The sequence below is a fragment of the Saccharothrix coeruleofusca genome, assembly GCF_017876325.1.
Classification (GTDB): Bacteria; Actinomycetota; Actinomycetes; order Mycobacteriales; family Pseudonocardiaceae; genus Actinosynnema; species Actinosynnema coeruleofuscum.
This window is the reverse complement of sequence record NZ_JAGINV010000001.1, coordinates 3,949,113-3,976,042: the sequence shown is the minus strand read 5'-3', so window position 1 is coordinate 3,976,042 and position 26,930 is coordinate 3,949,113. Positions and strand designations below refer to the sequence as shown.

The window sequence follows — 26,930 nt, the reverse complement described above, 5'->3', positions numbered from 1 at the left end:
TGATGATCGCCTGGCGCGAGACGTCTGATATTTCGGCATCTCCATTGCTTGGGTAAATAGATCAAACGGATCCCGCCGGAATGACCTCCGGCGGGGTTGGCCTCTTGTGGCGGCAATGTCAGCGGACGATTACCATCGAGGGTGGGACTGTAAAACACGAGCGGCTCTGGCCCTGTACCGCTCGAAAAGTCATCGCTGCTGGTCAAGCTGCGTGTCTGTACTCGTTGATGAGGCCGCCGAGGACGCGGGTGCGGTGCATTCTGTGGGTGTCGAGATTGTGTACCGCGGCCGGGTGCTGTTGGGTCTCGGGTGGTAGTTGGTCTCGGCCCTGGTGGGGGCGGTGTCGGTTGTAGTGGTCTTCGTAGGTCGTGAGGATCTGTCGTGCGTGGCTCTCGCCCAGGATCACGATGTGGTCGAGGAGTTCGCGTCGGAGGGTGCGGATGGCCCGTTCGCAGTGGGCGTTCATCCGGGGCGCCTGTGGCGCGGTGGTGATGACGCGTAGATCATTGGACTGGAAAACGGCGTCGAGCGCCTGGCTGTACTTGCCGTCGCGGTCTCGTAGCAGGAATCGGAGCGACTCCGTCCGGTGTCCGAGGTCGGCGGCGAGGTTCCTGGCCTGTTGAGTGGTCCATGCCTGGGTCGGATGGGCGGTGACGCCGGTGATGTGCGGGCGTCGGGTGCCGTGTTCGAGGAACGCGAGCGCGTACAGGCGTGTGCCGAGCACGGTGTCGAGGTGGAGGAAGTCCGCCGCGATGATGCCCTGGCCCTGGGCGGTGAGGAACTGCCGCCGGGTCGGGCCACCACGACGTGGTGCCGGGTCGATGCCCGCGTCGTGCGGGATCCGCCAGACCGTCGAGCAGGCGATGCGGTGGCCGAGTCGGGCCAGCTCGCCCTGGATCCGCCGATGCCCCCATCGTGGGTTCTCCTGGGCGAGCCGCAGCACGAGCGTCTTGACCGCCGCTCGGGTTGGTGGGCGTCCGGTGCGTCGGTGCGCGGAGTAGTCCCACTTGCGGGCTGTGAGTTTGCGGTGCCAGGCGAGCAGGGTGCCCGGCGTGACCGGGAAGGCCTCCCGCCGCCGGAGGCGATCAACCGGCGCGGACAGGGCGGCGGACCAGAGCCGGTCCGCGGGCTTGTAGCGGACTGGACTGGCGAGTTGCCGACGGAGTACGGCGTTCTCGTGGCGCAGGACGAGCAGTTCGGCGTCCTTCGGCGCTTGACTGCGCAGCAACACCGTCGGGACGGACAGCAGCTTCCGAGTCACCTTGAGCCTTTTTCATCCTGATCTGCATGCGTTGGCGCACAAGGGATGCTGATCACAGGCTGGCGGTAGTCGGCGTGTCGGTGCCCGGACATGGCGAAGCCCCTGGTAGCAGAACTCTCGACCAAGATCGTCCGGCACATCCAGGAGCTTCACGTGCTGTTCTACCGCGCCGCGCTGCCGTTGTCACATCGGACCCTGACCTTTGTCTCCGGCCTGGTCCGCACCCATCGCCGACAGTCCGGTTCGGTGTGGCGCAGGCTCGGCCCGGGACAGCAGGCCCTGCTGGTGCTGGTGTACTTGCGCAAGGGCGAGACCTTCGCCGAGGTCGGCGCCGGGTTCGGCGTCTCCACCGCGACGGCCTGGCGCTACGTCAACGAGACCGTCGAACTCCTGGCGGCGAGGGCACCGAAGCTGCGCCAGGCGCTACGGAAAGCGAAACGCCGGGGCCTGGCCTACGTGATCGTCGACGGTACCCTCATCCCGATCGACCGCGTTGCCGCCGGCCGGCCCTTCTACTCGGGTAAGCACCGGATGCACGGGGTGAACCCGCAGGTGATCGCCTCGCCGGACGGCACGATCCTGTGGGTGTCCGGCCAGTTGCCGGGCAGCACCCACGACACCGCCGCCGCCCGGATCCGGAACATCCTCGCCGCGCTGCGCGACGCCGGCCTGATCGCCCTGGCAGACAAGGGCTATCACGGCTACGACGAGACCGGCCACCATGTGACCACCCCGTACAAGGGCCGCAACAAGCCCGAGTCGCAGAAGCAGGCCAACCGCGCCCACGCCCGCCTGCGCGGACCGGGCGAACGCGCAGGCGCCCAACTCAAGACCTGGCGCGTCCTGCGCAAACTACGCAGCTGCCCCTACCGCGCCGGACGCCTGGCCAAAGCCATCCACATCCTCCAGAACTACGAGACCACCGCAGGATGAAAAACGCTCACTGGGTCACCTTTCCCTGAAAACGATTTCTACCGCTTTGGGCTACCCAGAGCGGAAAGGTCGATGCGTGTACAGAAATTAGCTACAGTGGCAGCGACATCTACAGATCGTTCGATTGCCCTGTCGAGCGCACGATCGTCAGCAGAATCGGTCAAGTCCATACAATCCTGGAACCACATCCGGTCCTCCATGGCCGCCACACCGTCGTAACCAGGCTCCGAAAAAATCCGCTCCAACATCCAGAACGACTCGAAGAACCTTTCAGAAGCATATGCCAGGAGGTCCGACGAGCCCGCTCTAAGCCCTTCCTCGACAAATTTCAAACCTAGCGCCAAAAGGTCACTGATATCTTCCGCACTCAGGTCGCGGGAGGCGCCCATTACAGACGCCTGCGAAATACCCGCCGTCATTTTAATGAGAGCATCTTCCGAAAAACTTGGTTCAACAGCAGGTCGATGTGACATTTTAATCAAATGCTCTACACGACTTCCCCTGCCGACAATGCCGGAGAGAAGGGGCTCCAATCGAATTAGCGCAAGCAGTATCCAGTTCCGCTGCTTCTGAAAATTTAGACGGGCGAGCATTTGTCGACGTTGACGCATGAACTCCGGAAAGAAGCACCGCGGCTCCTGTCCTATTTTCCAGATCCTGCCGACGTTTTCATCAATGACGCGCAGGACAATAGAGGCCACATCCATTCCGGTCGAACCGGGGAATTCGTTACCCGTCACAACGCCCAAGAAGAAGTTCCGAACTCTGCTTACCCCTACACGAAAGGACACGCCAGGAAAAGGCGTGCGGAATCCGGATTCTGCTAGCGACAGGAGACGATCGGCGTCGAAGTGTTCTAGCGTTTCAACAGCCCACCGGACTAGCAGGGCACCACCGGAGAGAGGCTCCGCTGATGGGATAGAAACCACAGGGATACGAATCCCGTCATAACTCGAATCAAAGGACATCGACGTCTCCACAGGCTGGCAAATAGCTATATCTTGATGGTGGCAACCTACTCCAGAGATGCCATGGCCGCAGGTTTGAAGATGACTTCCTGTGGCATTCCCTCACCTGTCGTTCGAGTGATTATTTTCCAGCTGCCACATGTCGATTATACGTACATCTACACATCCTGGCGACCACCACGGCTGCGTCACTTCGCGCGCCGCCATTCCTTGAGACTCCCCACTGGGCAGCATTGCTGAGGTTCGGATCACCAGGACCAGAAATGGCGTAGGTGAACAGGTTCCCAGGTTGCCCCAGTCTACCGCCGTGAGAAGCCGCACGCGCCGCGTCACCACTCAAAGCGTTTTGGTCGATATTTGCAGCGTGTTCGACAGTCGTACCGTGAGCAAAATCAAGCTGCTCATCGCAGTTGTGCACCATAAATGGAGCAGAACCCGCTAGCACATAGTATGTGTGTACGCCTTCGACGGTCAGGTCGTACACGGGTTGGAGATGAAAGTAGCGTTTCACGGAGTCGACCACCGGCGATGAATCATCGGCCGCCAGCAATCGCTGCTCCGACTGCAGGCTGCCGATGTCGATGAAGCGTTTTTCGCTGTCGCTCCAGACCGGGCGCCAGGAGGTGGCGTCGACGCTGCCGGTGGTGCCGTCCTCGGCGCGTACGGTCAGGCGGGTCATGTCGCTTTCGTCGGAGTGGATGATGGTGCCCACGACCTCGCGATCAGTCGTCTGCCCGGTAGCGGGGTCGGTGGCTTTGACCTTGTCGCCGATGTCCACCTCGGAGATCGGTTTGGTCGTGCCGTCGGCCATCAGCACGCGGGTCGAGTCCACGAAGCTGTGCCCTGCGGCCATGCAACTTTCCCCGGCGCCGCCGAGCTTGGCACCCGACTCGTTGGCCACCCGCTGCGCTTCATCGGTAATCGAGTCGACTCGGCGCTGGACGCACCGCGCCTTCTGCACGATCGACGCCAACGAGGAGACGGCCTTGACCGCCTTGTAACCGGCATCCAGAACCTTGCCGACCTTGCCCCACGGCACCAGGCCAGCGATCATGCCGCCACAGGCCCAGAGATGTCGCCCTTGGTGAAGCAGTCGACAACTGTCTGAATCTGCCCGCTCGTCCGCTGACGTTGCCGGAAACTACTGCCAGCAAGACGCTGAGATGGCTTCGTCAGAGTCGACTCTGACGAAGCCATCTCAGCGTCGAGTTAATTTAAGACAACAATTCTCGACGCGACTTCGAATAGGAGTCTGCGTTCTCTGGGAGAAGCTTCGACATCTTTTCGAAAAACACCACTCCCGCCTCCCTCAGCGCCGCCACGAAATCAGATGCTGAAACGCTCGCCTTCTTTACGCTCGCGTCCGATTTCGCCGAAACGAGAACTTGAGACCCTTGCCGTCGGAAAGAAAGCTCAATCGGCTGATCCGGGAAATAAGTCGATGTGCACCCCGCAGTCGAGAGTTGCGGGACCATACTGGCCATGTATGCCCACAGTTGGTCAACGTAATCCCATTCACCGATTCCAATGATTTCAACTCCGTGGATGACAATTCGCGCCGCACCCTCGACGTAGTCTGCATCAATTGGGCGGGTAACACAGGAATCAACCTGCACGAATTTACCACCCGAATCCCTTAGGTACGTCTCGATCTCGATCACGTCGCGATTCCTTATTGAGTCGAAAGTGTTCGGTTGCCTACATGTCGGCGTAGCGGACGTGCGGAGCGCGGAAGTAACCGCGGATGATGTGTGGCTGGCGCTGGCGGCGGCGCAGGAACCGGCGGGTCTGGTGGGCGAGCCGGTCGACGTTGTGAGCCCGCGAGGCATTGACGTTGCGCTTGAGGTCGGCGTTGAGCAGCTCGTCCGGGTTCAACTCCGGGCTGTAGCCGGGCATCAGGTGCAACTCGACCCGGTCGGCGTTGGCCTCCAGCCAGGCGCGGACGGCCTTGCCGCGGTGCACGGGATGCCGGTCGGCGATGACATGGACCTTCCGGTCGGCCTGGCGGGCGACGCGGTCGAGGAAGCCGGTGAACACCGGTGCGGTGAAGCGTTCGGTGAACACGGTGAACCACAACGCGCCACGCGAGGCGACCGCGGACATGACATTGACTCGCAGGCGTTTCCCGGTCACCCGCACGACCGGCGTGCGCCCCTTCGGCGCCCGGGACCGACCGGGCGGGGCGGCATCCGAACGCAGCCCGCACTGATCCACCCACGCGATCACCGCGCCCTCGGCCTTCGCCCGTGCCTCGATCGCCGGATACTCCTCGTCCAGCCATGTACGCACCGCGGCGGGCTGCTGCTCGTAGGCGCGCCGCGCCGGGCGTTGCGGGGTGAAGCCGTGGCGGCGCAGCCACAACCCGACACCCTGCTCGGTCATCTCGACCCCGACCACCAGCCGGATCAGTTCGACCACCGCCTGGCGGGTCCACAACGGGCCGCCGATCAACAACTCCTCGGGCGTGTAGTCGGCCATCGCCGCGAACAGCGTGCCCCGGTCCTCCGCGCTGATCAGTTCGGCGGGGCCGGGAAGTCCTTTGCGGGTCGCCAGGCCGTCGCGACCGTCCCGTCGGTAGGCGCGCCACCAGGTGCCCACCGAGCGCTCCGAGACCCCGAACACCTCTGCGGCCCGCCGGTAACCCTCGACCTGCCCGGACTCCAACGCCGCCACCACCCGCAACCGCAGCACCTCACGCTCCGCGGACGATAACCGGTGCGCACCCTCGACCTCGATCACGAGTGATCAACCTACAGGAAGATGATCGGTTTTGACTCAATAGATATATGGCAGTGTCCTTCGTGTGGCAAGTAAGCCTGGAATGCTAGCATTTGAGTGCAAGTCAGAGGTTGGACGGCAGGGAGGATTTATGGGGACAAAAGCGGCCATGGTTGTTTTTTCGGAAAATGATCCGCGCAAGTCCTTTCGTGTCCACCTGAAACTTAATCGAGGCGAGTCTAGAAGACTTGCTGAAAAATTTTTCGGAAGCGTGGTCGAAGAAGTTCGAACCCGGTCGCTCGATGACGCCGTGTGGCCAGCGCCAGGGATCATGTGCGTAGCTCATTTTGGTGAGCTCGAAATTATTTGTTCTCGTGAGCTTGGACTACGGCAACCTAGCCAACTTACCGATCGAATCCGTGACTTGGCGGGGAATAAAAGGGCTTACGGCGTTTTTATGCACGGTGTGGAGGATTGGGCGGCTTTTGCCGTGTGGTCGAGTGGCAGGCTGGTTCGATCGATAAGTTTGAGCCCTGAGGGCGGGGTAATTGAGGACCTAGGAGAGAGGATGGAATTTGAAGAACCGTTCTGGCAAGGCAAACGCCCCCTGAAGCAAAGTCGGGATTACCCTTTGCCGTTTCATCCCGTCGAATTTGGCAACGAGGCGTTGAAAACGTTCTTTGGTTTCATTCTCGAAGGGTGGGAAGGTAAGGATTGTTTTGACCCTGAAGAAGTCGATGTTATTGCCTATCGGCGACGTGTTGGAAACTAAACTTTTCGTGTGGTCGACAAAGTGAAGGTTAATCCTGTATTGAGCCTTTTTTGTCCTGCGGTGACCTCGTAGTTCTGTAGGACGTGGTATGGCCTCGTCCAGGCGACTGGGGTTTGTCAAACGAGTGGTTCTGTCGCTGATTGCGTGATCAACGATGTGAGTTGAGTGGGCGAGACGCCACGACTGTTGCTACTGGTCGAGCAGGATCCGCTTGCGCAGCAGGGCGAAGCTTGCCCATCCGTAGGTCTGCCGCTTGAGCAGCTTGATCTCGTTGACGACTCCTTCGGTGGGACCGTTGCCATTGGGCAGGGTCAGCCCTGCGAGTACCGCCTCGTTGTCCTTGCGCGGACCGTGGACAAAGCGGTTGGGGCGGGCGGATCGTCGGCCGGAACGGTGTCGATCCAGGCGTCGAGATCGTGTCCTTGGCGGCGGGTGGGGATCGCGGTGAACCCACGGACCCGCTGGGCGAGCGTCGTCATCAACGGACAGTTGGTGACCAGATCATCGAGGTGGCGACGGTGGTGGGCGGGCAGGTTCTCGGGCTTGCTCGTCAGCCGCTCGTTTGACAGAGCCGATGGCGGTGAAGTCGTTCACGCGGTCTGGTCGGCTGGAGCTTTGTGAGCTGCCGACAGCGGGCAGAGCGCGATGGACAGCCTCGGTGTAGGTGGCCGAGGGTGTCCCGGCACACGACCCAGGACGCCGGGATGCTCGCGCAACCGGGACTACAGGGCGGTCGCGTCGCAGCCGGGCAGGACAGCGGCATGTCGATCGGCACGCCGATCACCGGGCGGTGGTGGTGTGCGGGTGTTCGGGGTGGTCCCCCGGTGGACAGGGGGAGTTTGCGGCAGAGATTGGCACCGATCGGGCAGTCGTTGACGGCTTCGTCCGGGATTCCCGACAGCTGGACGAGAATGGGCACGTGCGCGGACGCCTGGTCTTCATCGTCTCCTGACGGCGCCGCTGTCCCCATCGAAAGGAACAGATTCGTGAACGAGAATGCCCCTCGCGGCGACCGGCCTGCCGAGGGCTCCTGGGCGCTGGTCACCGGTTCGACCAGTGGCATCGGGCGGGAGACGGCCCTGCGCCTGGCCGCAGACGGCTACTCGATCGTGGTCTGCGGCCGGGCCGCCGACCGGGCCGCCGAAACCCGGCAGGCGATCGAGGGGGCAGGCGGCCGGGCGGTCGCCCTGCTCGCCGACTTCACCGATCCCGCCGCCGTGCGCCGCCTGATCGCCGAGACGAGGGAGGTCACCGCGGGGGGCACCGTCGACGTGCTGGTCAACAACGCGGGCGGTGGCGGGTTCGCCGCCACCGAGGACACCACCGAGGAGATGTTCGACGCCGTCTTCGCCCTCAACGTCAAGGCGCCCTACCTGCTGACCGGTGCGTTCGCGCCGGCCATGGCCGAACGCGGCCGGGGCGCGATCGTCAACGTCGGCAGCCTCAGCACCAGCATGGCGGCGTCCGGCACGAGCGCGTTCCAAGCCGCGAAGGCCGCTCTCAGCATGCTCACGAAGTCTTGGACCGCGGAGTACGGCCCACGCGGTGTGCGGATCAACTCGGTCGATCCCGGTTACGTCCTGACCAGGGTCAACGAGCACATCCGCGACATGTTCGGCGGCTACCTCGCGGGCCTGCCCGCAGGCCGAGGCGCCGAACCGGGGGAGGTGGCTGAGGCCATCCGGTTCCTTGTCTCGCCGAAGGCGTCCTACATCCAGGGGGCCGTGCTGGCCGTCGACGGGGGGAAGAACGCCGTCGTAGCCATGTGAGTCGCGACGTCCGGCTCCCGTTCGTGCCCAGGCGGCGATCCAGGCCGTCCACAGCGACGTCCACGCCGCGGACCACACCGGCTGGCCCCGGACCCTCGCCTGGGCGGTGAAATCCCTTCCGCCAGCGCGGTTCCTCGGCCGGTGGTGGGGTGCCGGAAGCACTCGATGCCCTGACCCGCCGGGCAACCGGTGATTCTGTGGAGGATCGTCGCCGGGTGTCCTCACTGGACACCCGCTTGCGACGGTGTTCCTGTCGTGCGCACGGTGATCCGAGCCAAGGGGCGCACCGGTGGCTCGCGCCTGTGGCTGGACCGACTCGATCGCGTCTTCCAGCGGCCGAGAGCAGAAACGGCGTGCCGAACGGGAACGTCGCGGGCCTTGGGCATCGAGGCGTACGCGCGCGGCTTGGTGCAGGAGTCGCACATCGCGCACCTGGTCGCCACCGGCGCGACGTCCCACGGGGTCGCGGACCGGTTGTTCAGCAGCTTCCCCGACATCCTCCGGGCTCGGCACCACCTCCCGCAGGCAGTTCGGGGACCGGCGGGACCTCGGATCTACGTAGTTCTTGCCGACGCGACGGCGGCCCCCGTCGCGGGACTGTCGTCCCATGAGACGTCGCACGGTTCTGAAGGCCCTCGGGTTCGGCGTCGGGGGCGCGGCCGTCCTCGGCAGCGGTGGCCTCGGCGCCTACTACTTCACCGCGAAGCAGGACACCACCGGGAAGATCGCCTTTGACAGGGCGCTGGCGATCCCCCCGCTGGCCGAGGCGGGCAGCGGCGCGGCGGGCGCCAGGGTGTTCCAGCTCGGCATCGAGGCGGGCGAGACCCGGTTCAAGGACGGGCCCGCCACCCGCACCTGGGGCGTGAACGGCGCCTACCTCGGCCCGACCATCCGCGTCCGGCGCGGCGAGCTGGTGGAGTTCGCCGTGCGCAACGACCTGGACCAGGAGACCTCGCTGCACTGGCACGGCATGCACCTGCCCGCCGTCATGGACGGCGGGCCGCACCAGACCGTCCCGGTGGGCGGGACCTGGCGACCGCGCTGGACGGTCGACCAGCCCGCCGCGACGCTGTGGTACCACCCGCACGTGCACGGCTCGACCGCCGACCACAGCTACCGCGGCCTGACCGGGCTGCTCATCGTCGACGACGAGGTCACCGACGCGCTGAACCTGCCGTCGGAGTACGGCGTCGACGACATCCCGATGATCGTCCAGGACCGCGCCTTCGACGGCGACAACCAGTTCGAGCAGCGGGTGCCGCTGGGCGGGGCGCTGGGCGTGATCGGGGACGAGATCCTGGTCAACGGCACTATCGGACCGCACTTCAACGTCACCACCAGGCTCGTGCGGCTGCGGCTGCTCAACGGCTCCAACGCGCGCCTGTACAACTTCGGCTTCTCCGACGGCAGGCGCTTCTCGCTCGTCGCCACGGACGGCGGCCTGCTCGCCGAGCCCTGGGAGACCGACCGCCTGTACCTCTCGCCGGGCGAGCGCGCCGAGATCGTGGTGGCCTTCGAACCGGGGGAGCGGGTCGAGCTGCGCTCCTACCCGTCCGAGCACGGTGGCACGCTGGGCAGGCTCGAAGGCTTCGACGACCTCCTGGACATCTGCCAGTTCCGGGCCGCGGGCACCCTGTCCGACACCGCCGAGCTGCCCGCCACCCTCGGGGCCGCGCCGGACCTCGCGGGCCAGGCCGTCGCCCAGGAGCGCTCCTTCGCGCTCGCGTCGGACCAGATCAACGGCCAGGCGATGGCGATGGACCGCATCGACTTCGGCGTCCGCGAGGGCACCGTCGAGGTGTGGGAGGTGACCAACGACAACGGCTACCTGCACAACTTCCACGTCCACGACGTGCGGTTCCAGGTCCTGTCGGTCGACGGCGGGATGCCGGAGCCGCCCCTGCGCGGCTGGAAGGACACCGTCATGCTGGTGCCGGGGAAGCGCTACCGGCTGGCGATGCGCTTCAGCGACCACACCGATCCGAACGTGCCGTACATGTACCACTGCCACCTGCTCCAGCACGAGGACAACGGGATGATGGGCCAGTTCGTCGTTCTGGGCGAGGGCGAGCAGATCGGCGTCGTGCCGCAGAAGCACCACCATTCCTGAGCGCGCCGCTCGCAGTCGGAGCACCGGGGCAGGTCGTCAGCCTGGACGGTGTCGAGCGCTTGGCTGTACCGACGGAGGCGGCCCTGCTGGGAAGAATCGTCGCGGCCTGCCCGAGAGGACCGCACTCGCGCCAACGGTCTCCAAATCGAATGGTCCATTGTGGACACCGCCCTACCGGGACAATCGCACTGAAAACGTCGACACCGCAGGTTCGTCGGCATCGGGCGTCTCTGGGACCACAAACAAGGGCAGGTCCATCGTCGACAACCAGCCATCGGGCACTGTCAGTCACTTCTGCGACTGGCACACCGATCGGGCGGAATGGGTGGACCTGGGCTACTCGCACGCAAAGGCTGGTCGTCCCATCGTCAGTGCTGGCGTCGCTTCGGCGGAGGGTCTGAACGTCTGCTGACCCCGCGTGTCGACGGCCAAGTCCGCAAACAACGCCGACATCCGCCCGAACCGTTTGCTCGCGCTGACGAGCGCAGTGGAAGAATCTACTGCCGGTGCCTGCCTCCGACCTCGGCAGGATGGGGCTCCTCGGTGTGCGGAAAAGGGAACTCCTGGTAGGCCGGACGTTGTCGAAGTGCCGCTCCGCCAGGAGTCCCGTTGCTGCTCATTCGCGGCCCAGGCGGGTTGGTCGAGGTAACGTAATCGCACAACGCGCGACCCGTCGACACCCTCCCCGCCTGCTTCCGCGTCCGCAATCCCAGCCGTAAGCGGGGCCTCGACTCGGCCCTGACGACCGGGTGGTCACCGCCGAGCTGCGCCGAGTCGTCCTGCGCAGCACGTTCCCGCGCGGGAAGTGGCGCATTCCGTCGACCAGGCGGGATCTGCGGTCCGCGCCAGTGCCCGATCTGGTGAACCGGGCTTCAGCGCGCCCGCGTCCGACCGGTTGTGGCACCGATCCTGTGTCCGGTGCTGTGGAGTACGCGATCCGCTCTGGACGTGCGAGACGGACGGTTGATCCGGCACGGCGACCGCAGGTCGGCCCACATGGCTGCACGGTTCACCGAACGGTTGGCGGACACTCCGATTCTGCCCTCGACGGGATCGGTCGACGACTCCTGCGACAACGCCCTGACTGAGAACTCCTCCACGGGGTCTGCGACACCGGGCGCGTCCGGAAGGGCCTCGACTGGTTCGGTCTCGACGGGCGCGAAGCCGCCTGGCGCGCCGTCCAGGCCCAACTGTCTACCATCCCGGCATCGCCGATGGCAGCCAGGTAACAACCGTCTCGGGTTGTCGGGGAACTCTGGCTGGTCAAAAGTGCAGGATTTGTTTTGATGATCTTCACCGGTCCCGTCCGACGGTAGTCTGAGGCCATGATCGATGTGGCCTCGCCGTGCGGGACCCGGCTGTTTCTGGAAACACCACAGCGTAGGAAATCACCCATTCGGGTGACCGGTTGCGCGGGGCAAGGCAAACGGTGGTGATCCCCGCCCCAGCCCTGTTCGATACCTCGCGCCGGCGGATCGGCCCGTCGGGTTTTCTCGACACGACGATCGAGTACTACAGTTTCCTGCTTCGCGGTACCGCCGCGATGATCGTCTTCGACGAGCTCTTCTTCCCCGATCCCGACCCGGTGCTGGGCGCCATCGCGGCGCTGGCGTCGCTCGTCGCCTGGTTGGCCGGTGGCCTGGTGTTCGATCATTTCGGCGACAAGTGCGGCCGCGAGCAGGCGTTGATCATCACGACTGGCGTGGCGGGGACGCTGCCGGTGCTCCCGGGAACGCGGGTAGTGCGCGGCGAAGGCGGTGACGGCGCGCAGGCAGGCGGCGGTGCCGTAGCCGCAAGTCATCAACACCAGCCGCTCGGCGGGCCCTTCGGGGCTGATCCCGACCTCTTCCCTGGCCCCGCCCGCGCGGTCGGCCAGGGTGGTGGTGCGCCGGGGCAGCCGGTGCGCGGCACCGCCCCTTCGAGCGTGTGTCGGCCAAGGCGACGGTGTCCCGCAGGCGGCCGAGCGCCGTTCCCGATCCCCCGAGGCCCGGCCCGTGGGGCGGGCGTGGCGTCGGGGCGGGTCGCTGCCCGGATGCCGAGTCGTCGAGCGCCCAAGGCGTCGTGATCCCTGTCCGGCAGGACTTCTCGCAGACAAGACCAGTGCGGCGATTCGTTCGGGGTTCCCGCCAAGCGGAAGCTCCGGCTCCGTAAGACGAAGGGATCGTGCATGATCGAACGAGAGTCTGAACTCGCTGAGTTGACCGCGGCTTTTGCCGAGTCCGCCACCGAGGGCGTGCGCGTCGTCGTGCTCCAGGGGGTCGTCGGAACCGGCAAGACAGCGCTGATCGACGAGTTCGGCGCCTGGGCTCGGGGCGTGGGGGCGCGACTGCTCCGCGCCAGTGGGGCGTCGACCGAGCACTCGCTCTCCCTGGGCATCGTGCGCCAACTGCTCGCCGGCGAGGTCTTCGACCACGACACGGCGGTGCTCGTCAGCGGTCTGCTCGACCACCAGCTGCTTGCCGATGCGGCATCGGACGGGGTGAGTCGCTCTCGCGTGCTGGACGGGCTGGCGACGGCGGTGCTGGAGCTGGCGGGCCAGAGCCCAGTGGTGATCGCCATTGACGACACGCAGTACCTCGACGCGTTCTCCCAGGACTGGTTGATCTACCTGATCCGCCGTGCCGGGCTCGCCCGAATCCTGATCGTCTTCGCCTGGCGCGACGGTATCGAGATGTCCCCGAGCAACTCCCGGCTGCTCTGCGCCGAGCTCTACCAGCAGCCCTACTTCCGGCAGCTGCTGCTGGCCCCCCTCTCGCCGAGCGGCGTCGCCGAGCTGGTGACCGGGCGAGTCCTCGAGCCGGGTGCGACGGAACTGGCCGCGAAGGCGCACGAGCTCACCGGTGGCAATCCGCTGCTCCTGCACGCGTTGCTGGAGGACAGCCGGGCTGCCGCCGTCGGCGATGGCCCGCCTGCCGAGCTGGATGCGGGGCCCGAGCTCGAGCGGGCGGTCCAGCTCGCCCTGCGCCGGTGCGATCCGGTGACGCTGCGGGTCGCGGGCGCGATCTCGGTGATAGGTGAGCCGTCGCGGTTCGCGTTGCTCGGCTGGCTCGTCGACGCCGCGCCGGACCGGATCGCCGTGGCGATGCGCGTGCTGACCCAGATCGGTCTGGTGGAAGCGGGTCGGATGCGGCACCCGATCATCGCGGGCGCCGTGCTCAGCACCTTCTCAGCCGCTGATCGGTCCAGGCTGCACTGGCGCGTGGCGGATCTGCTCAAGGCCTGCGGCGCGGACTCCTTGACGATCGCGGAGCACTTCGTCGCCTCCGGCCGTCTGGACGACCCGTCGGTCGTGCCGAACCTGGTCGAGGGGGCGCAGCAGGCGCTGGAGAAGGGCTATCCGCGGCGGGCCACGGAGCTGCTGCGGCTGGCGTACCAGGTGGACACCGATGTCCAGCGCAAGGTGGAGAGCCTGGCCCTGCTGATGCGGGCGGAGTGGCGGGTCGACCTGGGAGCCTCGATCGGCCATCTGTCCGAGTTGGCCGACGCGATGCTGAGCGGTCGGCTTCGGGGCAGGCACGCGACGATGCCCCTGATCATCATGCTGGTCCAGGGGCGGGTGACCGACGTCTGCTCCGTGCTGTCCCGGCTGGCGGCCGACTCGCCGCCGGACTCCCGACCCTCGTGGGAGTTCGAGATGGTGCGGATATGGCTGACCGGCATGTATCCGGGCATCTTCGGTCCAGCGGCTGACGAGGGCAGGACGAACGGCACGTCGATCACGCCTCTGGGCGCTATCGGTTATCAACTGCTCGAACACTTCCGGAGCACCCACCACGAGGGGGTGACCGCGGAACGCCTGGTGCAAGTGGACGAGGCGTTCTGGCAGCAGCCGCTGACCGAGATCAACCTGCTGCCGGTCATCCTCGCGCTGTGCACGATGATCTACGCCGAGCGGCTGGAGGAAGCGGAACGGCGCTGTCGGGGACTGATGCTGACCTGCCTCGACCTCCAGGAGCCCACTTGGCATGCGCTGTTCTGCGCGATCGCGGCGGAGGTCGCCCTGCGCAGGGGCTCGCTCAGCGTCGCGGCCACCAGGGCGGCCGCCGCGCTCGAACTGATCCCGGTCGCCGGGATGGGTGTGCTGGCCGGTGTGCCGTTGAGCACCCTGCTGATGGCGCAAACGCTGCAGGGCAAGCACGATGAAGCGGCGCGCACACTCGCCCTGCCCGTGCCGGACGTGATGTTCGAGACGCCGTCCGGCTTGTTCTACCTGATGGCGCGTGGCCGTCACTACGTCGAGCGCGGGCTCGCGCAGGTCGCTCTCGACGATTTCCAGGCCGTCGGTGACCTGCTCGACCAGTGGGGGATGGAGCAGAACGAGGCGTTGCCGTGGCGCACGGAGATGGCCGCCGCTCACCTGCAGCTCGGGGACCGCGAGGCAGCCGCGCGCTATGCCCGCGAACAGCTGCGCCGGATCGGCCAAGGCGGCCACCTGCGGGTGCGCGGGCGCACCTTGCGGCTGCTGGCGGCGACCCGTGAACTGCGCCTCCGGCCACCGGTGCTGCACGATGCCGTGGACGTGCTGCACCGGAGCGGGGACAAGTTCGAGTTGGCGAGTGCGCTCGCCGCCCTGCACGACGCGTACACCCAACTCGGCGAGGCAGGCCGGGCGCGGTCGGTGGCACGCAAGGTCAACAGCATCAAGCAGGCGTTCTTCGTGGAGCAGCCCGCTCGGCGGGTCGACGCGGCGGACGGGCCGGCGGAGACCGAAGTCGACATGCTCATCCTCAGCGACGCGGAGCGCAGAGTCGCCAGGTTCGCGGCGAAGGGCCTGACCAACCGGGAGATCGCGGGCAGGCTCTACCTCACCACCAGCACGGTCGAGCAGCACCTGACCCGGATCTACCGCAAGCTGGGTGTCAGCTCACGGGTGCAGCTGCTGTCCCGCCTCGGGCCCCAACCGGCCGTTCCGCACCCGGCTCACGGCGAGGCGTCCGCTTAGCGCTCCGGCCGCGCTTCGTCAGGTCGGGTGGCGCCGCCGACAACGGTGTCGGCGGCAGCGGCACGGCCGGAGGACGTTCGCGCCGTGGGACCGAGCTGAGCCCGGCCCACGGCGTGCTGCGGAACGAGTGGGCTCAGTCGCGGTGCGCGGTGGCCAGCGACCTGTCGCGCCAGGGGGCGATGTGCTCCGCCACCATCGCGTTCTTGATCTCGAGACGCTCGTAGGCGTCGCTGCCCACCAGCAGGTGCGAGGGCAGCGTCTCGCCGTCGGTCACCTCGACGATCAGCGCCGCGCCCTTGGCCGGGTCCCCTGGCTGGAGGTGGTTGGCCCCACCGATCCCGTCGCGCATGTGGTGGGCGGGGGTGCCGTCGTAGGCCGCCAGCCGCGCTCCGGCGACCGACATGGAGCTGGGGTCGAGGAGGTCGGTGCGGAACGCCCCCGGCTCGACGACCATGCTCTGGATCCCGAACGGACCCAGCTCGACGGCGAGGGCTTCGCTGATGCCCGCGACCGCGAACTTCGAGGCGCTGTACAGGCTCATCCCCGGCTCGCCCTCGAACCCCGCCCTGGAGCCGATGTGCACGATCTTGCCCTTGCCCGCGGCACGCATGGTCGGCAGGACCGCTCGCGTCACGTTGATCAGACCGAAGAGGTTGACGTCGAACAGCGACCTCGCCTCGGCGTCGGTGATCTCCTCCAGCGCACCCACCAGTAGGCGACCGGCGTTGTTGACCAGCACGTCGATCGTGGCGAACCGGTCGACGACCTGCGCGACGGCACGGTCGATTTGCGCCTGGTCGGTGACGTCGAGGGTGACCGGATGGCACCTTTCGGCGCCGCGCAGGTCGTCGGGCAGCGCGTCGACACGCCGGACGCCTGCGGCGACGTCGTGTCCCGCCTTCAGAGCGTGCCGGGCTATTTCGACGCCCAGCCCTCGGCCGGCTCCGGTGATGAACCATGTCGCCATGACGGAAACGCCTCCTTCTGCGGGCATCAGTGCTCGCCCCGAACCGTGATCCGCTCGCTGACGCCCATCCCACCACATATTCACAGCACCGGGTTCGGTCGCCCGCGCGTCGAGACCCCAGAGATGTCGTGCAAAAAACCCCAGAGACGCCGTGTGAAGATTAGGGGGATGCTTACCGAGTCGGCGATGGTCTACCTTGGGGCGCAGCTGGATTTCCGGAGGTAAATTCATGGCCAATGCCGACCACGCGCCCGTCCCGATCCCCTTTCCGGGCGCGCCGTCAATCTTCCACCCCGCGCCGGAGCTGAATCATCCGCCGGTTCGCCGACCGGTCGCGGCGAGCGGGTCGCTCGCGCGGAGCACCGACGTCGAGTTCCCCGTGGTGCTGACGTGACCGGTCTGCGCTTCGGCGCGTTCCTGCCCCCGATCCACCCCCTGGGGGAGAGCCCGACGTGGTGGCTGCGCCACGACCTGGACCTGATGGCGCACCTGGACCGGCTGGGCTTCGACGAGGCGTGGATCGGGGAGCACCACTCCACCGGCCGGGACATCATCGCCTCGCCCGAGATCTTCATCGCGGCGGCCGCGGAGCGCACCAGCCGAATCCGCCTGGGAACCGGCATGACCTCGATCACCTACCACCACCCGCTGTGGGTGGCCGACCGGATGGTGATGCTCGACCACCTCACGCGGGGCCGCGTGATGTTCGGGGTCGGACCCGGCTCCCTGCCCGCCGACGTCGCCATGATCGGCATGACCCCCACCCAGAGTCGCGAGCTCCTCGAGACCCATCTCGACGTCATCCAGCGGCTGCTGGCCGGTGAGTCGGTCACCGCGACGGTCGGGAGCCACACGCTGGTCGACGCGACGCTGCAGCTGCGCCCGTTCACCGAGCCGTGCTTCGAGATCGCGGTGGCCGCGACGTCGTCGCCGACCGGCGCACGCCTGGCGGGCAGCCGCGGGGTGAGCCTGATCTCGCTCGGGGCGACCATGACCAAGGGCGGGTTCGACGCGCTGGCGTACCACTGGGGGATCGCCACCGAGCGCGCCGCCCACGCGGGACGGCCCGCGCCCGACCGCTCGACCTGGCGGCTGGTCACCGAAGTGCACGTCGCCGAGACCAGGGAGCAGGCCTACCGCGACGTCGAGTTCGGGCTGCGGGACTGGTTGGAGCACCTGCAGGAGAACGCGGCCGTGCCGGGGCTCACGCTGCCCAGCGGCAGCACGCGGGAGCTGATCGACTTCGTCAACGAGTCGGGCATGGGCGCGATCGGCACGGCCGACGACGTCCGCCGCCAGATCCAGCGCATGGTCGACCAGTCCGGCGGGTTCGGCACCGTGCTGCTGCTGGCGCACGACTGGGCCGACCCCACGGCGGCGTGGCGCTCGTGGGAGCTCATCGCCCGTCAGGTCGCCCCGCACTTCCAGGGGCCGGGGAAGACCCACGCCCAGTCCTCCCGCGACGCCAGGGCCCGCATTCTCGCGCGGCGCGAGGAGGCGAGCGTCGCGGCCAGCGCGGCGGTCGAGCACATGACCCGCAAGTACGCCGACGAGGTGGCCGGGAGGGCCTGACCGCGCCGTCGTGACACGCCTGTGCGTGGTCGGCGAGCACGGCCAGGGATTGACGTCCGAAGCCGCGCCCGGATGTCGGCGGCGCGTGCTCGTCCTCGGAGCGCGCCGCGACCGGGGTCGGTCGACAGGAGGGTGCGGCCATGAACGCTGGCCTTGAAGTGAGCTGCCCGATGTGCGGAGGTCTCATCGAGGCGACTGACCAGGACGAGCTCATCCGCTTGTCCCAGCTGCACACGCTTGATGCCCACCGCTACAACGTTCCCGCCGAACACGTTTTGGCCGCGATGATGCCCGGTGGTGTCGATCCCGACCGGGGAGAGGACCTGCGATGAACTCCGTAGTGGCGGAATGTCCCACCGTGGACTTCGACATGCTCGATCCCGACTTCGCGCAGGACCCCTACGAGACCATGGGCGCGTGGCGGGCTCTGGGGCCGGTCGTGTACAACTCCCGGCACGACCAGTACATGATCACCTCGCATCACAACTGCTCGCGAGTGCTCGGTGACACCCGCCGCTTCAACTCCGCGAACGTGCTCGCGGAGATGGAGAAAGCGTTCGGCGGGCCGACTTTTCTCGGCATGGACGGTCTCCGGCACCAGACGGTTCGCGAGATCTGGGCGCCGGGGTTCGAGCGCAAGGTCGTCGAGGTCGACTGGCCGGAGCGGATACGACGGGTTGTGGACGTCTACGTCGATCGATTCGTCGAACGCCTTCGGTCCGGCGAATCCCTCGACGCCCTGGCGGAGATGACGCGGATCATCCCGACCATTGTCACCGCCCAACTGCTGGGTGTCGAAGAGGACGTGTACGAGGACTTCATCAAGTGGAGTGACGCCACGGCGGCGGTCCTCAGCGCGCGGCTGGACTCGACTCCGAGGAGTCAGGAGATCTTCGCCGAGGGCGCTGCCGCGGCGGCTGCGCTGAACTCCTACATCGGCGGCCTCGTCGAGAAGCACCGCGCGCTGGGGGTGTCCGATGGCACGCTCATGGCGCAGATGGTGTTCGACGACTTCGCGCCGTCCATGCCCGATCGGGAGATCATAGCGAACGGGACGATGCTGACGGTCGCCGCGAACGAGAGCTCGGCGCAGTTGATGGCGCTGGCCCTGTACGCGCTGGGACGCCATCCCGACCAGCGTCGCGCGCTGGTCGCCGACAGGTCGCTCGTGCCTGCCGCGCTCGAGGAGGTCCACCGCTGGTTGACGCTCACGCAGTCGGTTCTGCGCTACGCGTGCAGCGACGAGTCGCGGGTCCAGGGGGTCACGATCCCCAAGGGTTCCGCGGTCATGCTCCTCCTGGGGGCTGCGAATCGCGATCCCGCTCGCTGGGACGACCCGAACTCCTTCGACATCTTCCGTCCCCGCAAAGCGCATCTGGGCTTCGGCTTCGGGCCGCACATCTGCCTCGGCGTCCACCTGGCCCGGCTGGAGATGAACGTCTGGTTGAACCGGCTGCTGGACAAGCTGCCGGAGTACGAGTTCGCGGGTGACATCGAATTCGGCTCCGACTTCACGCTGCGCGGCCTTCGGGGAGTCCCGATCAAAGCGGCCTGATCGCCAGGGGGAGCGCAGGCCGGAGATGCCGGAGTGCGGCGGGTTTCGCCCGGTCGAGGGTTGAGCCGGGAACGCGAAGGCCGACGAGCGTGGTCGCTCGTCGGCCTTCGCGGCGATGGGGTCAGCCCGCTTTCCGGGCGGCGGGGGAGTAGTCGTGGAAGCCCCGGCCGCTCTTGCGGCCCAGGAAGCCGCCCTCGATCATGCGCAGCAGCAGGGTGGGAGGCGCGTACTGGGGGTCCTTGAGCTCCTCGTACATCGACTGGCCCACCGAGGCGATGATGTCCAGGCCGATCAGGTCGACCAGGCCCAGGGGGCCGAGCGGGTGGCCGCAGCCCAGGACCATGGCGCGGTCGATGTCGGCGGCGGAGGCGACGCCGGACTCCAGCATGCGCACGGCGGAGATCAGGTACGGGATGAGCAGGGAGTTGACCACGAACCCAGGGCGGTCGGTGGACAGCACGACCTGCTTGCCGAGCACGTCGGTGACGAAGGAGCTGGTGGTGGCCAGGGTCTGGGCGCTGGTGCGCAGCGACGGGGTGACCTCGACCAGGCCCATGACCGGCACCGGGTTGAACAGGTGCACGCCGACGACCCGGCCGGGATCGCCGGTGACCATGGCCAGCTTCATGATCGGGATGGACGAGGTGTTGGAGGCGAGCACGGCCCCCGGCTCGGCCACGACGGCGTCGAGCTCCTCGAACAGGCGCTGCTTGACGACCAGGTCCTCGGCGATGGACTCCAGGATGAACTGGCAGTCGCTCAGGTCCTTGAGCTCCTGGGAGAAGGCGAGCCGGGCGATGGCCTGGTCGCGGTCCGAGGGGCTGATCTTCTCCTTGCGCACCAGGCGTTCCAGCGACCCGGTCAGCCGCTCCCGGCCCCGGCGCGCGGAGTCGGCGTCGCGCACGACGACCTGCACGGGCAGCCCGGCCAGGGCGCACACCTCGGCGAAGCCCGCGCCCATGGCCCCGCAGCCGATGACGCCGACGCGCTCCACGCTCATCGCGCGCCCCCGGCCTCGGACCACCGGATCACGCAGTTGCCCATGGACATGCCGCCGCCGAAGGCCGACAGCACGAGCAGGTCGTCCGGCCGCACCTGGCCGGACTTGACGACGTGGTCCAGGGCCACCGGAACCGAGGCGCTGCCGACGTTGCCGTACTGCTCCACGGTCTTGGCGGTGTGCGCCCCGGTCAGTCCACAGCGGACCACCAGCTCGTCCAGCAGCACCCCGTTGGCCTGGTGCGGCACGAAGAAGTCGACCTGGTCGGCGTCCAGCGACACCGAGGCCAGCAGCTTGTCGATGGCGGGCGGCACGTTGTCGAAGACGAAGTCCCGCACGCCACGGCCCCGCATGGTGAAGAAGTGGCCGCCGTCGGCGACGGTCCGGGCCGAGGTCGGAACCCGGCTGCCGCCCGCGTTGACCTTGATCAGGTCCTGGTGCTCGCCGCTGGTGCTCAGGTCGACGTCGAGGATGCCGTAGCCCTCGGCCACCTCGCCGACCACGGCCGCCCCGGCCCCGTCGCCGAGCAGCACGCAGGTGCGCCGGTCGTCGAAGTCCAGGATTCGCGAGTACAGGTCGGCCGCCACGACCAGCGCCTTGGCGCCGGGGTGGGTGGCGACCAGGCCGCGGGCCAGCTCCAGGCCGTAGACGAAGCCCGCGCAGACGGTGTTGATGTCCAGGCACGCCGCGTTCTGGGCGCCGATCAGCTGCTGCACGAGGCTGGCGGTGGGCGGCTGGGGGAAGTCACCGGTGGAGGTCGACACGATCAGGTAGCCGACGCGGTCCACCGACAGGCCCGCGTGCTCCAGGGCGGCCACGGCGGCGGCCGCGGCGAGATCCGACGTGGCCTCGTTCTCGGCGGCCCAGCGGCGGGTGCTGATGGCGGTCTTGCGCAGGATCCACTCGGCGGTGGCGTCCGGCGTCATGGCGGCGACTTCCTCGTTGGTCACCACCCGCTCCGGCAGGTACGACCCGGTGCCCAGCAGTCCGATGGCGCGCGTGCTCATTGGCCTCCTCCAGCGAGGTTCATCAGCGGGGCGAGCTGGTCGGCCCCGAGCCGCGCCCGCAGTTCCGGGTTGGTGACGCCGAGTCCGGCCCTCGGCGCCTGGCACAGCACGGCGACCTTGCCCAGGTGCCCGTTGGTCTGCACGAGCCGGGCCGCCTCGCCGATCTCGGTGAGCGGGTAGACCGCCGACATCGTGGGCCTGATCCGACCGGAGCTGATGAGGTCACCGCACTCGAACTGCTCCCGCATGTTGGCCGCGTGGCTGCCGATGACCCGCTTCAGCCGCATCCACAGGTACCGGTTGTCGTAGACGTGCTGGTAACCGCTGCTCGACCCGCAGGTGACGACCACGCCGCCGCGGGCGGCCACGAACAGGGAGACGCCGAAGGTGGCCCGGCCGACGTGCTCGAACACGATGTCGGGGTCGCGGCCCGCGCGCTCGCGGATGAGCGAGCCCAGCCGCTTGCCGATGGCCACCACCTCGGCCGGGTCGCCGGAGGGGTCGCCGCGCAGCCCGAACTCGTTGCGGTCGATGACGATGTCGCAGCCCAGGGCGCGGGCCGCGGCGGCCTTCTCGGGGGAGCTGACGATGCCGACCGGGGTCGCGCCGCCGTTCTTGGCGAACTGCACGGCGTAGCCGCCGAGGCCGCCCGCCGCGCCCCAGACCAGCACCACGTCGCCCTGCTTGAGCCGGGCGCCGTTGCGGCCGACCAGCATGCGGTAGGCGGTGCCCGCGCACAGCGGGTTGACCGCGGCCTCCTCCCAGCTCAGGTGGGCGGGCTTGGGGATGAGCTGGCTGGCCCTGGCCACGGTGTAGTCGGCCAGGGCGCCGAAGTTGGTCTCGAACCCCCAGGCGCGCTGCTCCTCGCCGAGCATGCCGTCGCCGTGGGTGGCGGGCTCCTGGTCGTCCACCTGGATCGGGCTGACCACCACGTGGTCGCCGACGTTCCAGCGGCGCACGCCCGACCCGGTCCGCACGACCACACCCGCGCAGTCCGAGCCGACCACGTGGTAGGGCTGGTCGTGGCGCGCGGCCCAGCCGCCCTGGCGGGCGAACTGCTTGAGGAACTTGAAGGTCGGCAGCGGCTCGAACATCGCCGACCAGACGGTGTTGTAGTTGACGGCGCTGGCCATCACCGCGATCAGCACCTCGTCCGGCGCCAGCTCGGGCATGGGCACGTCGCCGACCCGCAGCGACTTGCGCACGTCCTTGTCCTGCACGCCGAGGAAGATGTCGGTGTCCTCGACGCTGAGGTGCGCCGCCCGGTAGGACTGCGGGACCGGCGCCCGCAGCAACTCCTCGGGTGTCCCGCCGCCGAGCACGGCCTCCGACAGTGTCGTCATCATCGCTCCCAAGAAGTCACATCCGTCGAAGGATGGCGAAAGTGCTCAGGCCGTCGAGCCAGCCAGCCGGTGATCGCCGAGGCGGTGCTCGCGGCGTGTTCGTCGACCATGCTCAGGTGCGTGCCGGGCACGTCGACGGCGTCGTGGTCGGGGCCCCAGCGGGCCTGCCAGTGCTCGCTTGTGCGGGGCTGGCCGCCCATCCGCTCGGTGGCGCGCAGCAGCAGTGTCGGCACGCCGCTGATCTCGGCGGGTGCCCAGTCGTCGAACAGCCGCAGGTGGTGTGCCATCGCGGTCAGCTCGGCGCCGCGCGGCGGCTGCGTCGCGGTCCACTCGGCGTACGCGTCGCCGAGCAGGTCGAACTGGATCTCGGCCAGACCCGCGCTGCCGGGCAGGTGGCTGTCCAGCAGCACGAGTGACTCCGGTGCGGTGCCGGAATCCTTGAGCAGGGCGGCTGCCGCGTGCGCGATCCAACCGCCGGAGGAGTACCCGACCAGGACGTAGGGGCCGGTCACACTGCCGCGGACCGCCTCGGCGACCGCGGCCACCAGGTCGGTTCGGGTCGGGGAGAGGGTCTCGTGGTCGGCGTAGCCGGTCAACGGCAGCACGGCCATGTTGTGCGTCGTGCGCAGCGCGTCCGCCATCCGCGCGTATTGGTAGACATTGGAGGGCGCGACCACGGACGGGATGCAGATCAGAGTCGGGCCCGCGAGTCCACGGGAGAAACTGACCGGCGCCCGCATCGGCGGCGAGACGGCGCTCACCCGCAGCCGGGCGGCGACGGCCAGCATCTCCAACCCGTCCCGCACCTGCCCCTGCGCGCAGGCCTGGGCGAACAGCGCGGGCAGCGGTTCGGTCGCGGGTGGCGTGGCCGGGCTCTCGGCCGCAGGCGACGGACCCGCCGGTGCGGCGGCGGGGGCGACCGGAAGCGGTTCGAGGTCGTCGAGCGCGGCGAAGCGGTCGGCCAGGTGGGTGGCGACCGCGTACGGCGTCGGCCAGTCGATCACCAGGGCGCGGGGCAGCTCCAGACCGGTGACGGCCCTCAGTCGCTCGGTCATCCAGGCCGCGGTCAGCGAGTCGAAGCCCAGCTCGGCGAAGCCCCGCTGGGCGTCCACGTCCTCGGGCGCGTCGTAGCCCATCAGCTGCGCCGCCTGGTGGCGCACCTCGGCGAGCAGGATCTCCGCCCACTCCTGGCGCGGGCGACCGGCCAACCTGCCGCGCACGGAGGGCATTCGCGGGATCGCCTCGGCGGGCACGGCGTCCGGCGGTGGGACGCCCTTCCCGCCTGCCACGCCCTGGTCGGCCAGCAGGCTCGCACCCGAGGGCAGGTGATCGACCAGCCAGTAGCGGCGGCGCTGGAAGGCGTACGTGGGCAGGTCGAGCTGGGCCGCGCCGGTGCCCGCGTACACCGCGCGCCAGTCGACCGGCACACCGCGGACGAAAAGGGCGGCCACCGCGTCCATCAGCGCGGCCGACTCGGCCCGACCCTGACGCAGCGTCGGCACGAAGGCCCGCTCCGGAACGTCCGGACCGGCAGGGGGCAGGCAGTCCCGGCCCAGGGCGGTGAGGACGCCGCCCGGCCCGAGCTCCAGGAAGGTGGTGACACCGGCCTCGCCCAGGCGCACGACACCGTCCAGGAACCGCACCGCCGCACGGGCCTGGGCGACCCAGTAGTCCGCCGAGCGCATCCGCTCGCCCCGGTCCGCGTCGCCCGGTGCGAGCGGCACGACCGGGATGCGCGGTGCGGCGTAGGAGATGCCCTCGATCGCCGACCGGAAGTCGGCCAGGATCGAGTCGATCCGCGGTGAGTGGAAAGCGTGGCTCACCCGCAGTTCGCGCGAGCGGACACCCTTGTCGGCCAATCTCTCGACCACTGTGGCGAGCGCCTTCTCGTCGCCGGAGAGCACCACCGAGGCGGGACCGTTCACAGCGGCGACGGACACGAGACCGTCCAGTCGATCCAGCATCGGCAGGACGTCTTCTTCGGCCGCGCGCACGGCGACCATCGCGCCGCCGGGCGACATGCCCTGCATGAGCCGGGCACGGGCGGCGACCAGCGCGCAAGCGTCCTCAAGGGACAGTATCCCGGCCACGTGCGCGGCGGTGACCTCGCCGATGGAGTGCCCCGCGACGAAATCCGGCCGCACACCCCACGATTCGACGAGCCGGAACAGGGCGGTCTCGACGGCGAAGAGGGCGGGCTGGGCGAATCCGGTGCGGTCGAGCAGGCCCAGCGCGTCGTCGTCGGCGAAGGTCAGCTCGCGCAGCGAACGGCCGATCGGACCGTCCAGTCGCGCGCAGACGGCGTCGAACGCCTCGGCGAAGACGGGGTGCTCCGCGTAGAGCTCACGGCCCATGCCCAGCTTCTGCGCCCCCTGACCGGTGAACAGGAAGGCCAGCCGGCCGCGCACGGTGGCGCCTGTCGTGACCGCGGCGTCCGGTGTGCCCTGAGCGAGTGCGGTGAGCCCGGCGAGCAGGCCGTCCCGATCGGCGGCCACGACCACCCCGCGGTGCTCCAGGGCGGCGCGAGTGGTGGCCAGTGAGTACCCGACGTCAGTGGGGTCGGCCGGTTCGGCCCGGTTGGTCAGGAAAGCGGCCAGCCGCGCGGCCTGGGCGCGCATGGCGGCCGCGGTGCGGCCGGAAACCGGCCAGGGCACGGCCGCGAGCGTGCGGTGCGCGACGCCGTCGCCCTCTCGTCCAGCCTCCTCTTCGGACACCGCCTCGAGAATGACGTGCGCGTTGGTGCCGCCGATGCCGAAGGCGGAAACGGCGGCACGCCGGGGCCGGTCCTCCGTCTCCGGCCACGGCCGCGACAGGTGCAGGAGCTCGATGTCGCCCGCCGTCCAGTCGACCTCTGTGGACGGCGGGTCGGCGTGCAGCGTCGGTGCCAATACGCCGTGCCGCAGCGACATCACCGTCTTGATCAGACCGCCCACCCCGGCGGCGGACTGGCTGTGGCCCAGGTTGGACTTCAGCGAGCCCAGGAACAGCGGGCGACCGGGCCGCCGGTCCCGCCCGTAGGTGGCCAGCAGCGCCTGGGCCTCGATCGGATCGCCCAGCGTCGTGCCGGTGCCGTGCGCCTCGACGGCGTCGATGTCGGAGGACTTGAGCCCGGCCGCGGCCAGCGCGCGCCGGATCACCCGCTGCTGGGACGGGCCGCTCGGCGCGGTCAGCCCGTTCGACGCCCCGTCCTGGTTGATCGCCGAGCCGCGCAGCACCGCCAGGACCGGGTGCCGGTGGCGGCGGGCGTCGGAAAGCCGCTCGACCACCACCATGCCGACGCCCTCGGCCCAGGACGTGCCGTCCGCGGCGTCGCCGAAGGACTTGCACCGGCCGTCCGGGGCGAGTCCGCGCTGGATGCTGAACTCGACGAACGAGCCCGGCGTGACCAGCACGGAAACGCCACCGACCAGGGCGAGCGAGCAGTCCCCGGCGCGCAGCGCACCCGCCGCGAGGTGCAGGGCGGTCAGCGAGGAGGAACAACCGGTGTCCACGGTCACCGCGGGCCCTTCCAGCCCCAGCAGGTAGGAGATCCTGCCGGAGATGATGGCTCCTGCCAGGCCGCCGAGCAGGAGCCCCTCGAACCCGGTCGGGTAGCGCGCCAGCAGGGCGGCGTAGTCGGTCACGCTCGGGCCCACGAACACCCCGGTCGCGCTGCCGTGCAGCGAGTGCGGATCGATCCGGGCCCTTTCGAGGGCCTGCCACGACGTCTCCAGCAGCAGTCGCTGCTGCGGGTCCATGGCGATGGCCTCGCGGGGCGAGATGCCCCAGAACCCGGCGTCGAAGTCCGCGACGTCGGCCAGGAAGCCGCCCTGCCGGGTGGAGCTGGTGCCGGGGCGATCCGGGTCGGGGTCGTAGAGCGAGTCCAGGTCCCACCCCCGGTCGTCCGGGAACGGGGTGATCGCGTCCCGGCCGGTGACCGCCAGCTCCCAGAGATCCTCCGGTGAGCGCACGCCCCCCGGATAGCGGCAGGCCATGCCGATGATCGCGATCGGCTCGCCCGCCCTCCGCTCGAG

Annotated in this window: 20 protein-coding genes and 1 pseudogene; 10 read left to right on the top strand and 11 right to left on the bottom strand. The window is 68.4% G+C overall.

All coding sequences use genetic code 11. From position 1 onward, the window contains the following. Positions 1–202: 202 nt before the first annotated feature. On the bottom strand, positions 203–1,261 hold the full coding sequence (locus JOF41_RS17655; RefSeq protein ID WP_209620369.1) for an integrase core domain-containing protein: 1,059 nt from the start codon (positions 1,259–1,261) through the stop codon (positions 203–205). 153 nt (positions 1,262–1,414) lie between these two features. On the opposite strand from JOF41_RS17655, the gene JOF41_RS17650 reads away from it, so the two are divergent. Further along, positions 1,415–2,194 (top strand): transposase family protein, encoded by a 780-nt coding sequence (locus JOF41_RS17650; RefSeq protein WP_209624283.1) that lies wholly within the window; start codon positions 1,415–1,417, stop codon positions 2,192–2,194. A gap of 38 nt (positions 2,195–2,232) precedes the next feature. Here JOF41_RS17650 and JOF41_RS17645 read toward each other — a convergent pair whose 3' ends face one another. From JOF41_RS17645 to JOF41_RS17630, 4 genes are all read right to left on the bottom strand, one after another. Beyond that, complete coding sequence (locus JOF41_RS17645; protein ID WP_209620366.1) at positions 2,233–3,162, bottom strand: hypothetical protein; 930 nt, start codon at positions 3,160–3,162, stop codon at positions 2,233–2,235. 121 nt (positions 3,163–3,283) lie between these two features. Next, positions 3,284–4,216, bottom strand: coding sequence for a Hint domain-containing protein (locus JOF41_RS17640; RefSeq protein WP_209620364.1), 933 nt, complete (start codon positions 4,214–4,216; stop codon positions 3,284–3,286). 160 nt (positions 4,217–4,376) lie between these two features. After that, entirely contained in the window at positions 4,377–4,823 is a 447-nt protein-coding gene (locus JOF41_RS17635) for a hypothetical protein (protein WP_209620360.1), read from the bottom strand. Positions 4,824–4,860: 37 nt separating this feature from the next. Further along, a complete protein-coding gene (locus JOF41_RS17630; RefSeq protein ID WP_372448528.1) occupies positions 4,861–5,835 on the bottom strand; it encodes an IS630 family transposase in 975 nt (324 codons plus the stop codon). A gap of 196 nt (positions 5,836–6,031) precedes the next feature. On the opposite strand from JOF41_RS17630, the gene JOF41_RS17625 reads away from it, so the two are divergent. After that, the gene (locus tag JOF41_RS17625; RefSeq protein ID WP_209620355.1) at positions 6,032–6,652 is read left to right on the top strand and encodes a DUF6928 family protein; all 621 of its coding nucleotides are present in this window, start codon (positions 6,032–6,034) and stop codon (positions 6,650–6,652) included. Between the two features lie 189 nt (positions 6,653–6,841). On the opposite strand, the gene JOF41_RS38620 is transcribed toward JOF41_RS17625, so the two are convergent. Beyond that, entirely contained in the window at positions 6,842–7,057 is a 216-nt protein-coding gene (locus JOF41_RS38620; RefSeq protein ID WP_372448527.1) for a transposase, read from the bottom strand. Between the two features lie 581 nt (positions 7,058–7,638). Between JOF41_RS38620 and JOF41_RS17615 the strand changes: the two genes are divergently transcribed. From JOF41_RS17615 to JOF41_RS17600, 4 genes are all read left to right on the top strand, one after another. After that, positions 7,639–8,421: an SDR family NAD(P)-dependent oxidoreductase gene (locus tag JOF41_RS17615; protein WP_307867447.1), complete on the top strand. Its 783-nt coding sequence runs from the start codon at positions 7,639–7,641 to the stop codon at positions 8,419–8,421. A 607-nt stretch (positions 8,422–9,028) separates the two neighbouring features. Next, a complete protein-coding gene (locus tag JOF41_RS17610; protein WP_209620349.1) occupies positions 9,029–10,531 on the top strand; it encodes a multicopper oxidase family protein in 1,503 nt (500 codons plus the stop codon). A 1,429-nt stretch (positions 10,532–11,960) separates the two neighbouring features. Continuing rightward, positions 11,961–12,596 (top strand): MFS transporter, encoded by a 636-nt coding sequence (locus JOF41_RS17605; RefSeq protein ID WP_189225955.1) that lies wholly within the window; start codon positions 11,961–11,963, stop codon positions 12,594–12,596. 102 nt (positions 12,597–12,698) lie between these two features. Beyond that, complete coding sequence (locus JOF41_RS17600; protein ID WP_276515695.1) at positions 12,699–15,473, top strand: AAA family ATPase; 2,775 nt, start codon at positions 12,699–12,701, stop codon at positions 15,471–15,473. 133 nt (positions 15,474–15,606) lie between these two features. On the opposite strand, the gene JOF41_RS17595 is transcribed toward JOF41_RS17600, so the two are convergent. Further along, the gene (locus tag JOF41_RS17595) at positions 15,607–16,440 is read right to left on the bottom strand and encodes an SDR family oxidoreductase (protein WP_189225953.1); all 834 of its coding nucleotides are present in this window, start codon (positions 16,438–16,440) and stop codon (positions 15,607–15,609) included. Positions 16,441–16,669: 229 nt separating this feature from the next. Here JOF41_RS17595 and JOF41_RS17590 point away from each other — a divergent pair, with 229 nt between their 5' ends. From JOF41_RS17590 to JOF41_RS17575, 4 genes are all read left to right on the top strand, one after another. Then, positions 16,670–16,834 carry a hypothetical protein gene (locus JOF41_RS17590; RefSeq protein WP_189225952.1) on the top strand — a complete coding sequence of 55 codons (165 nt, stop codon included), beginning with the start codon at positions 16,670–16,672 and terminating at the stop codon, positions 16,832–16,834. Beyond that, a complete protein-coding gene (locus tag JOF41_RS17585) occupies positions 16,831–18,012 on the top strand; it encodes an LLM class flavin-dependent oxidoreductase (protein ID WP_189225951.1) in 1,182 nt (393 codons plus the stop codon). Before JOF41_RS17590 ends, JOF41_RS17585 begins: the two co-directional genes overlap by 4 nt. Positions 18,013–18,152: 140 nt before the next feature. Next, entirely contained in the window at positions 18,153–18,344 is a 192-nt protein-coding gene (locus JOF41_RS17580) for a hypothetical protein (RefSeq protein ID WP_209620344.1), read from the top strand. A gap of 26 nt (positions 18,345–18,370) precedes the next feature. Next, complete coding sequence (locus JOF41_RS17575) at positions 18,371–19,567, top strand: cytochrome P450 (protein WP_189225950.1); 1,197 nt, start codon at positions 18,371–18,373, stop codon at positions 19,565–19,567. Positions 19,568–19,688: 121 nt separating this feature from the next. On the opposite strand, the gene JOF41_RS17570 is transcribed toward JOF41_RS17575, so the two are convergent. The 4 genes and pseudogenes from JOF41_RS17570 to JOF41_RS17555 form a co-directional block, all read right to left on the bottom strand. Then, positions 19,689–20,567, bottom strand: a complete 879-nt coding sequence (locus JOF41_RS17570; RefSeq protein WP_209620342.1) for a 3-hydroxybutyryl-CoA dehydrogenase — start codon at positions 20,565–20,567, stop codon at positions 19,689–19,691. Further along, positions 20,564–21,574 carry a 3-oxoacyl-ACP synthase III family protein gene (locus JOF41_RS17565; RefSeq protein WP_189225948.1) on the bottom strand — a complete coding sequence of 337 codons (1,011 nt, stop codon included), beginning with the start codon at positions 21,572–21,574 and terminating at the stop codon, positions 20,564–20,566. Before JOF41_RS17565 ends, JOF41_RS17570 begins: the two co-directional genes overlap by 4 nt. Beyond that, the gene (gene ccrA / locus JOF41_RS17560; RefSeq protein ID WP_209620339.1) at positions 21,571–22,917 is read right to left on the bottom strand and encodes a crotonyl-CoA carboxylase/reductase; all 1,347 of its coding nucleotides are present in this window, start codon (positions 22,915–22,917) and stop codon (positions 21,571–21,573) included. The genes JOF41_RS17565 and ccrA overlap by 4 nt, the downstream gene beginning before the upstream one ends. Continuing rightward, positions 22,917–26,915 (bottom strand): annotated as a pseudogene (locus JOF41_RS17555) (type I polyketide synthase); the annotation flags it as partial. The pseudogene JOF41_RS17555 and the gene ccrA, both read right to left, overlap by 1 nt. Positions 26,916–26,930 lie beyond the last annotated feature (15 nt).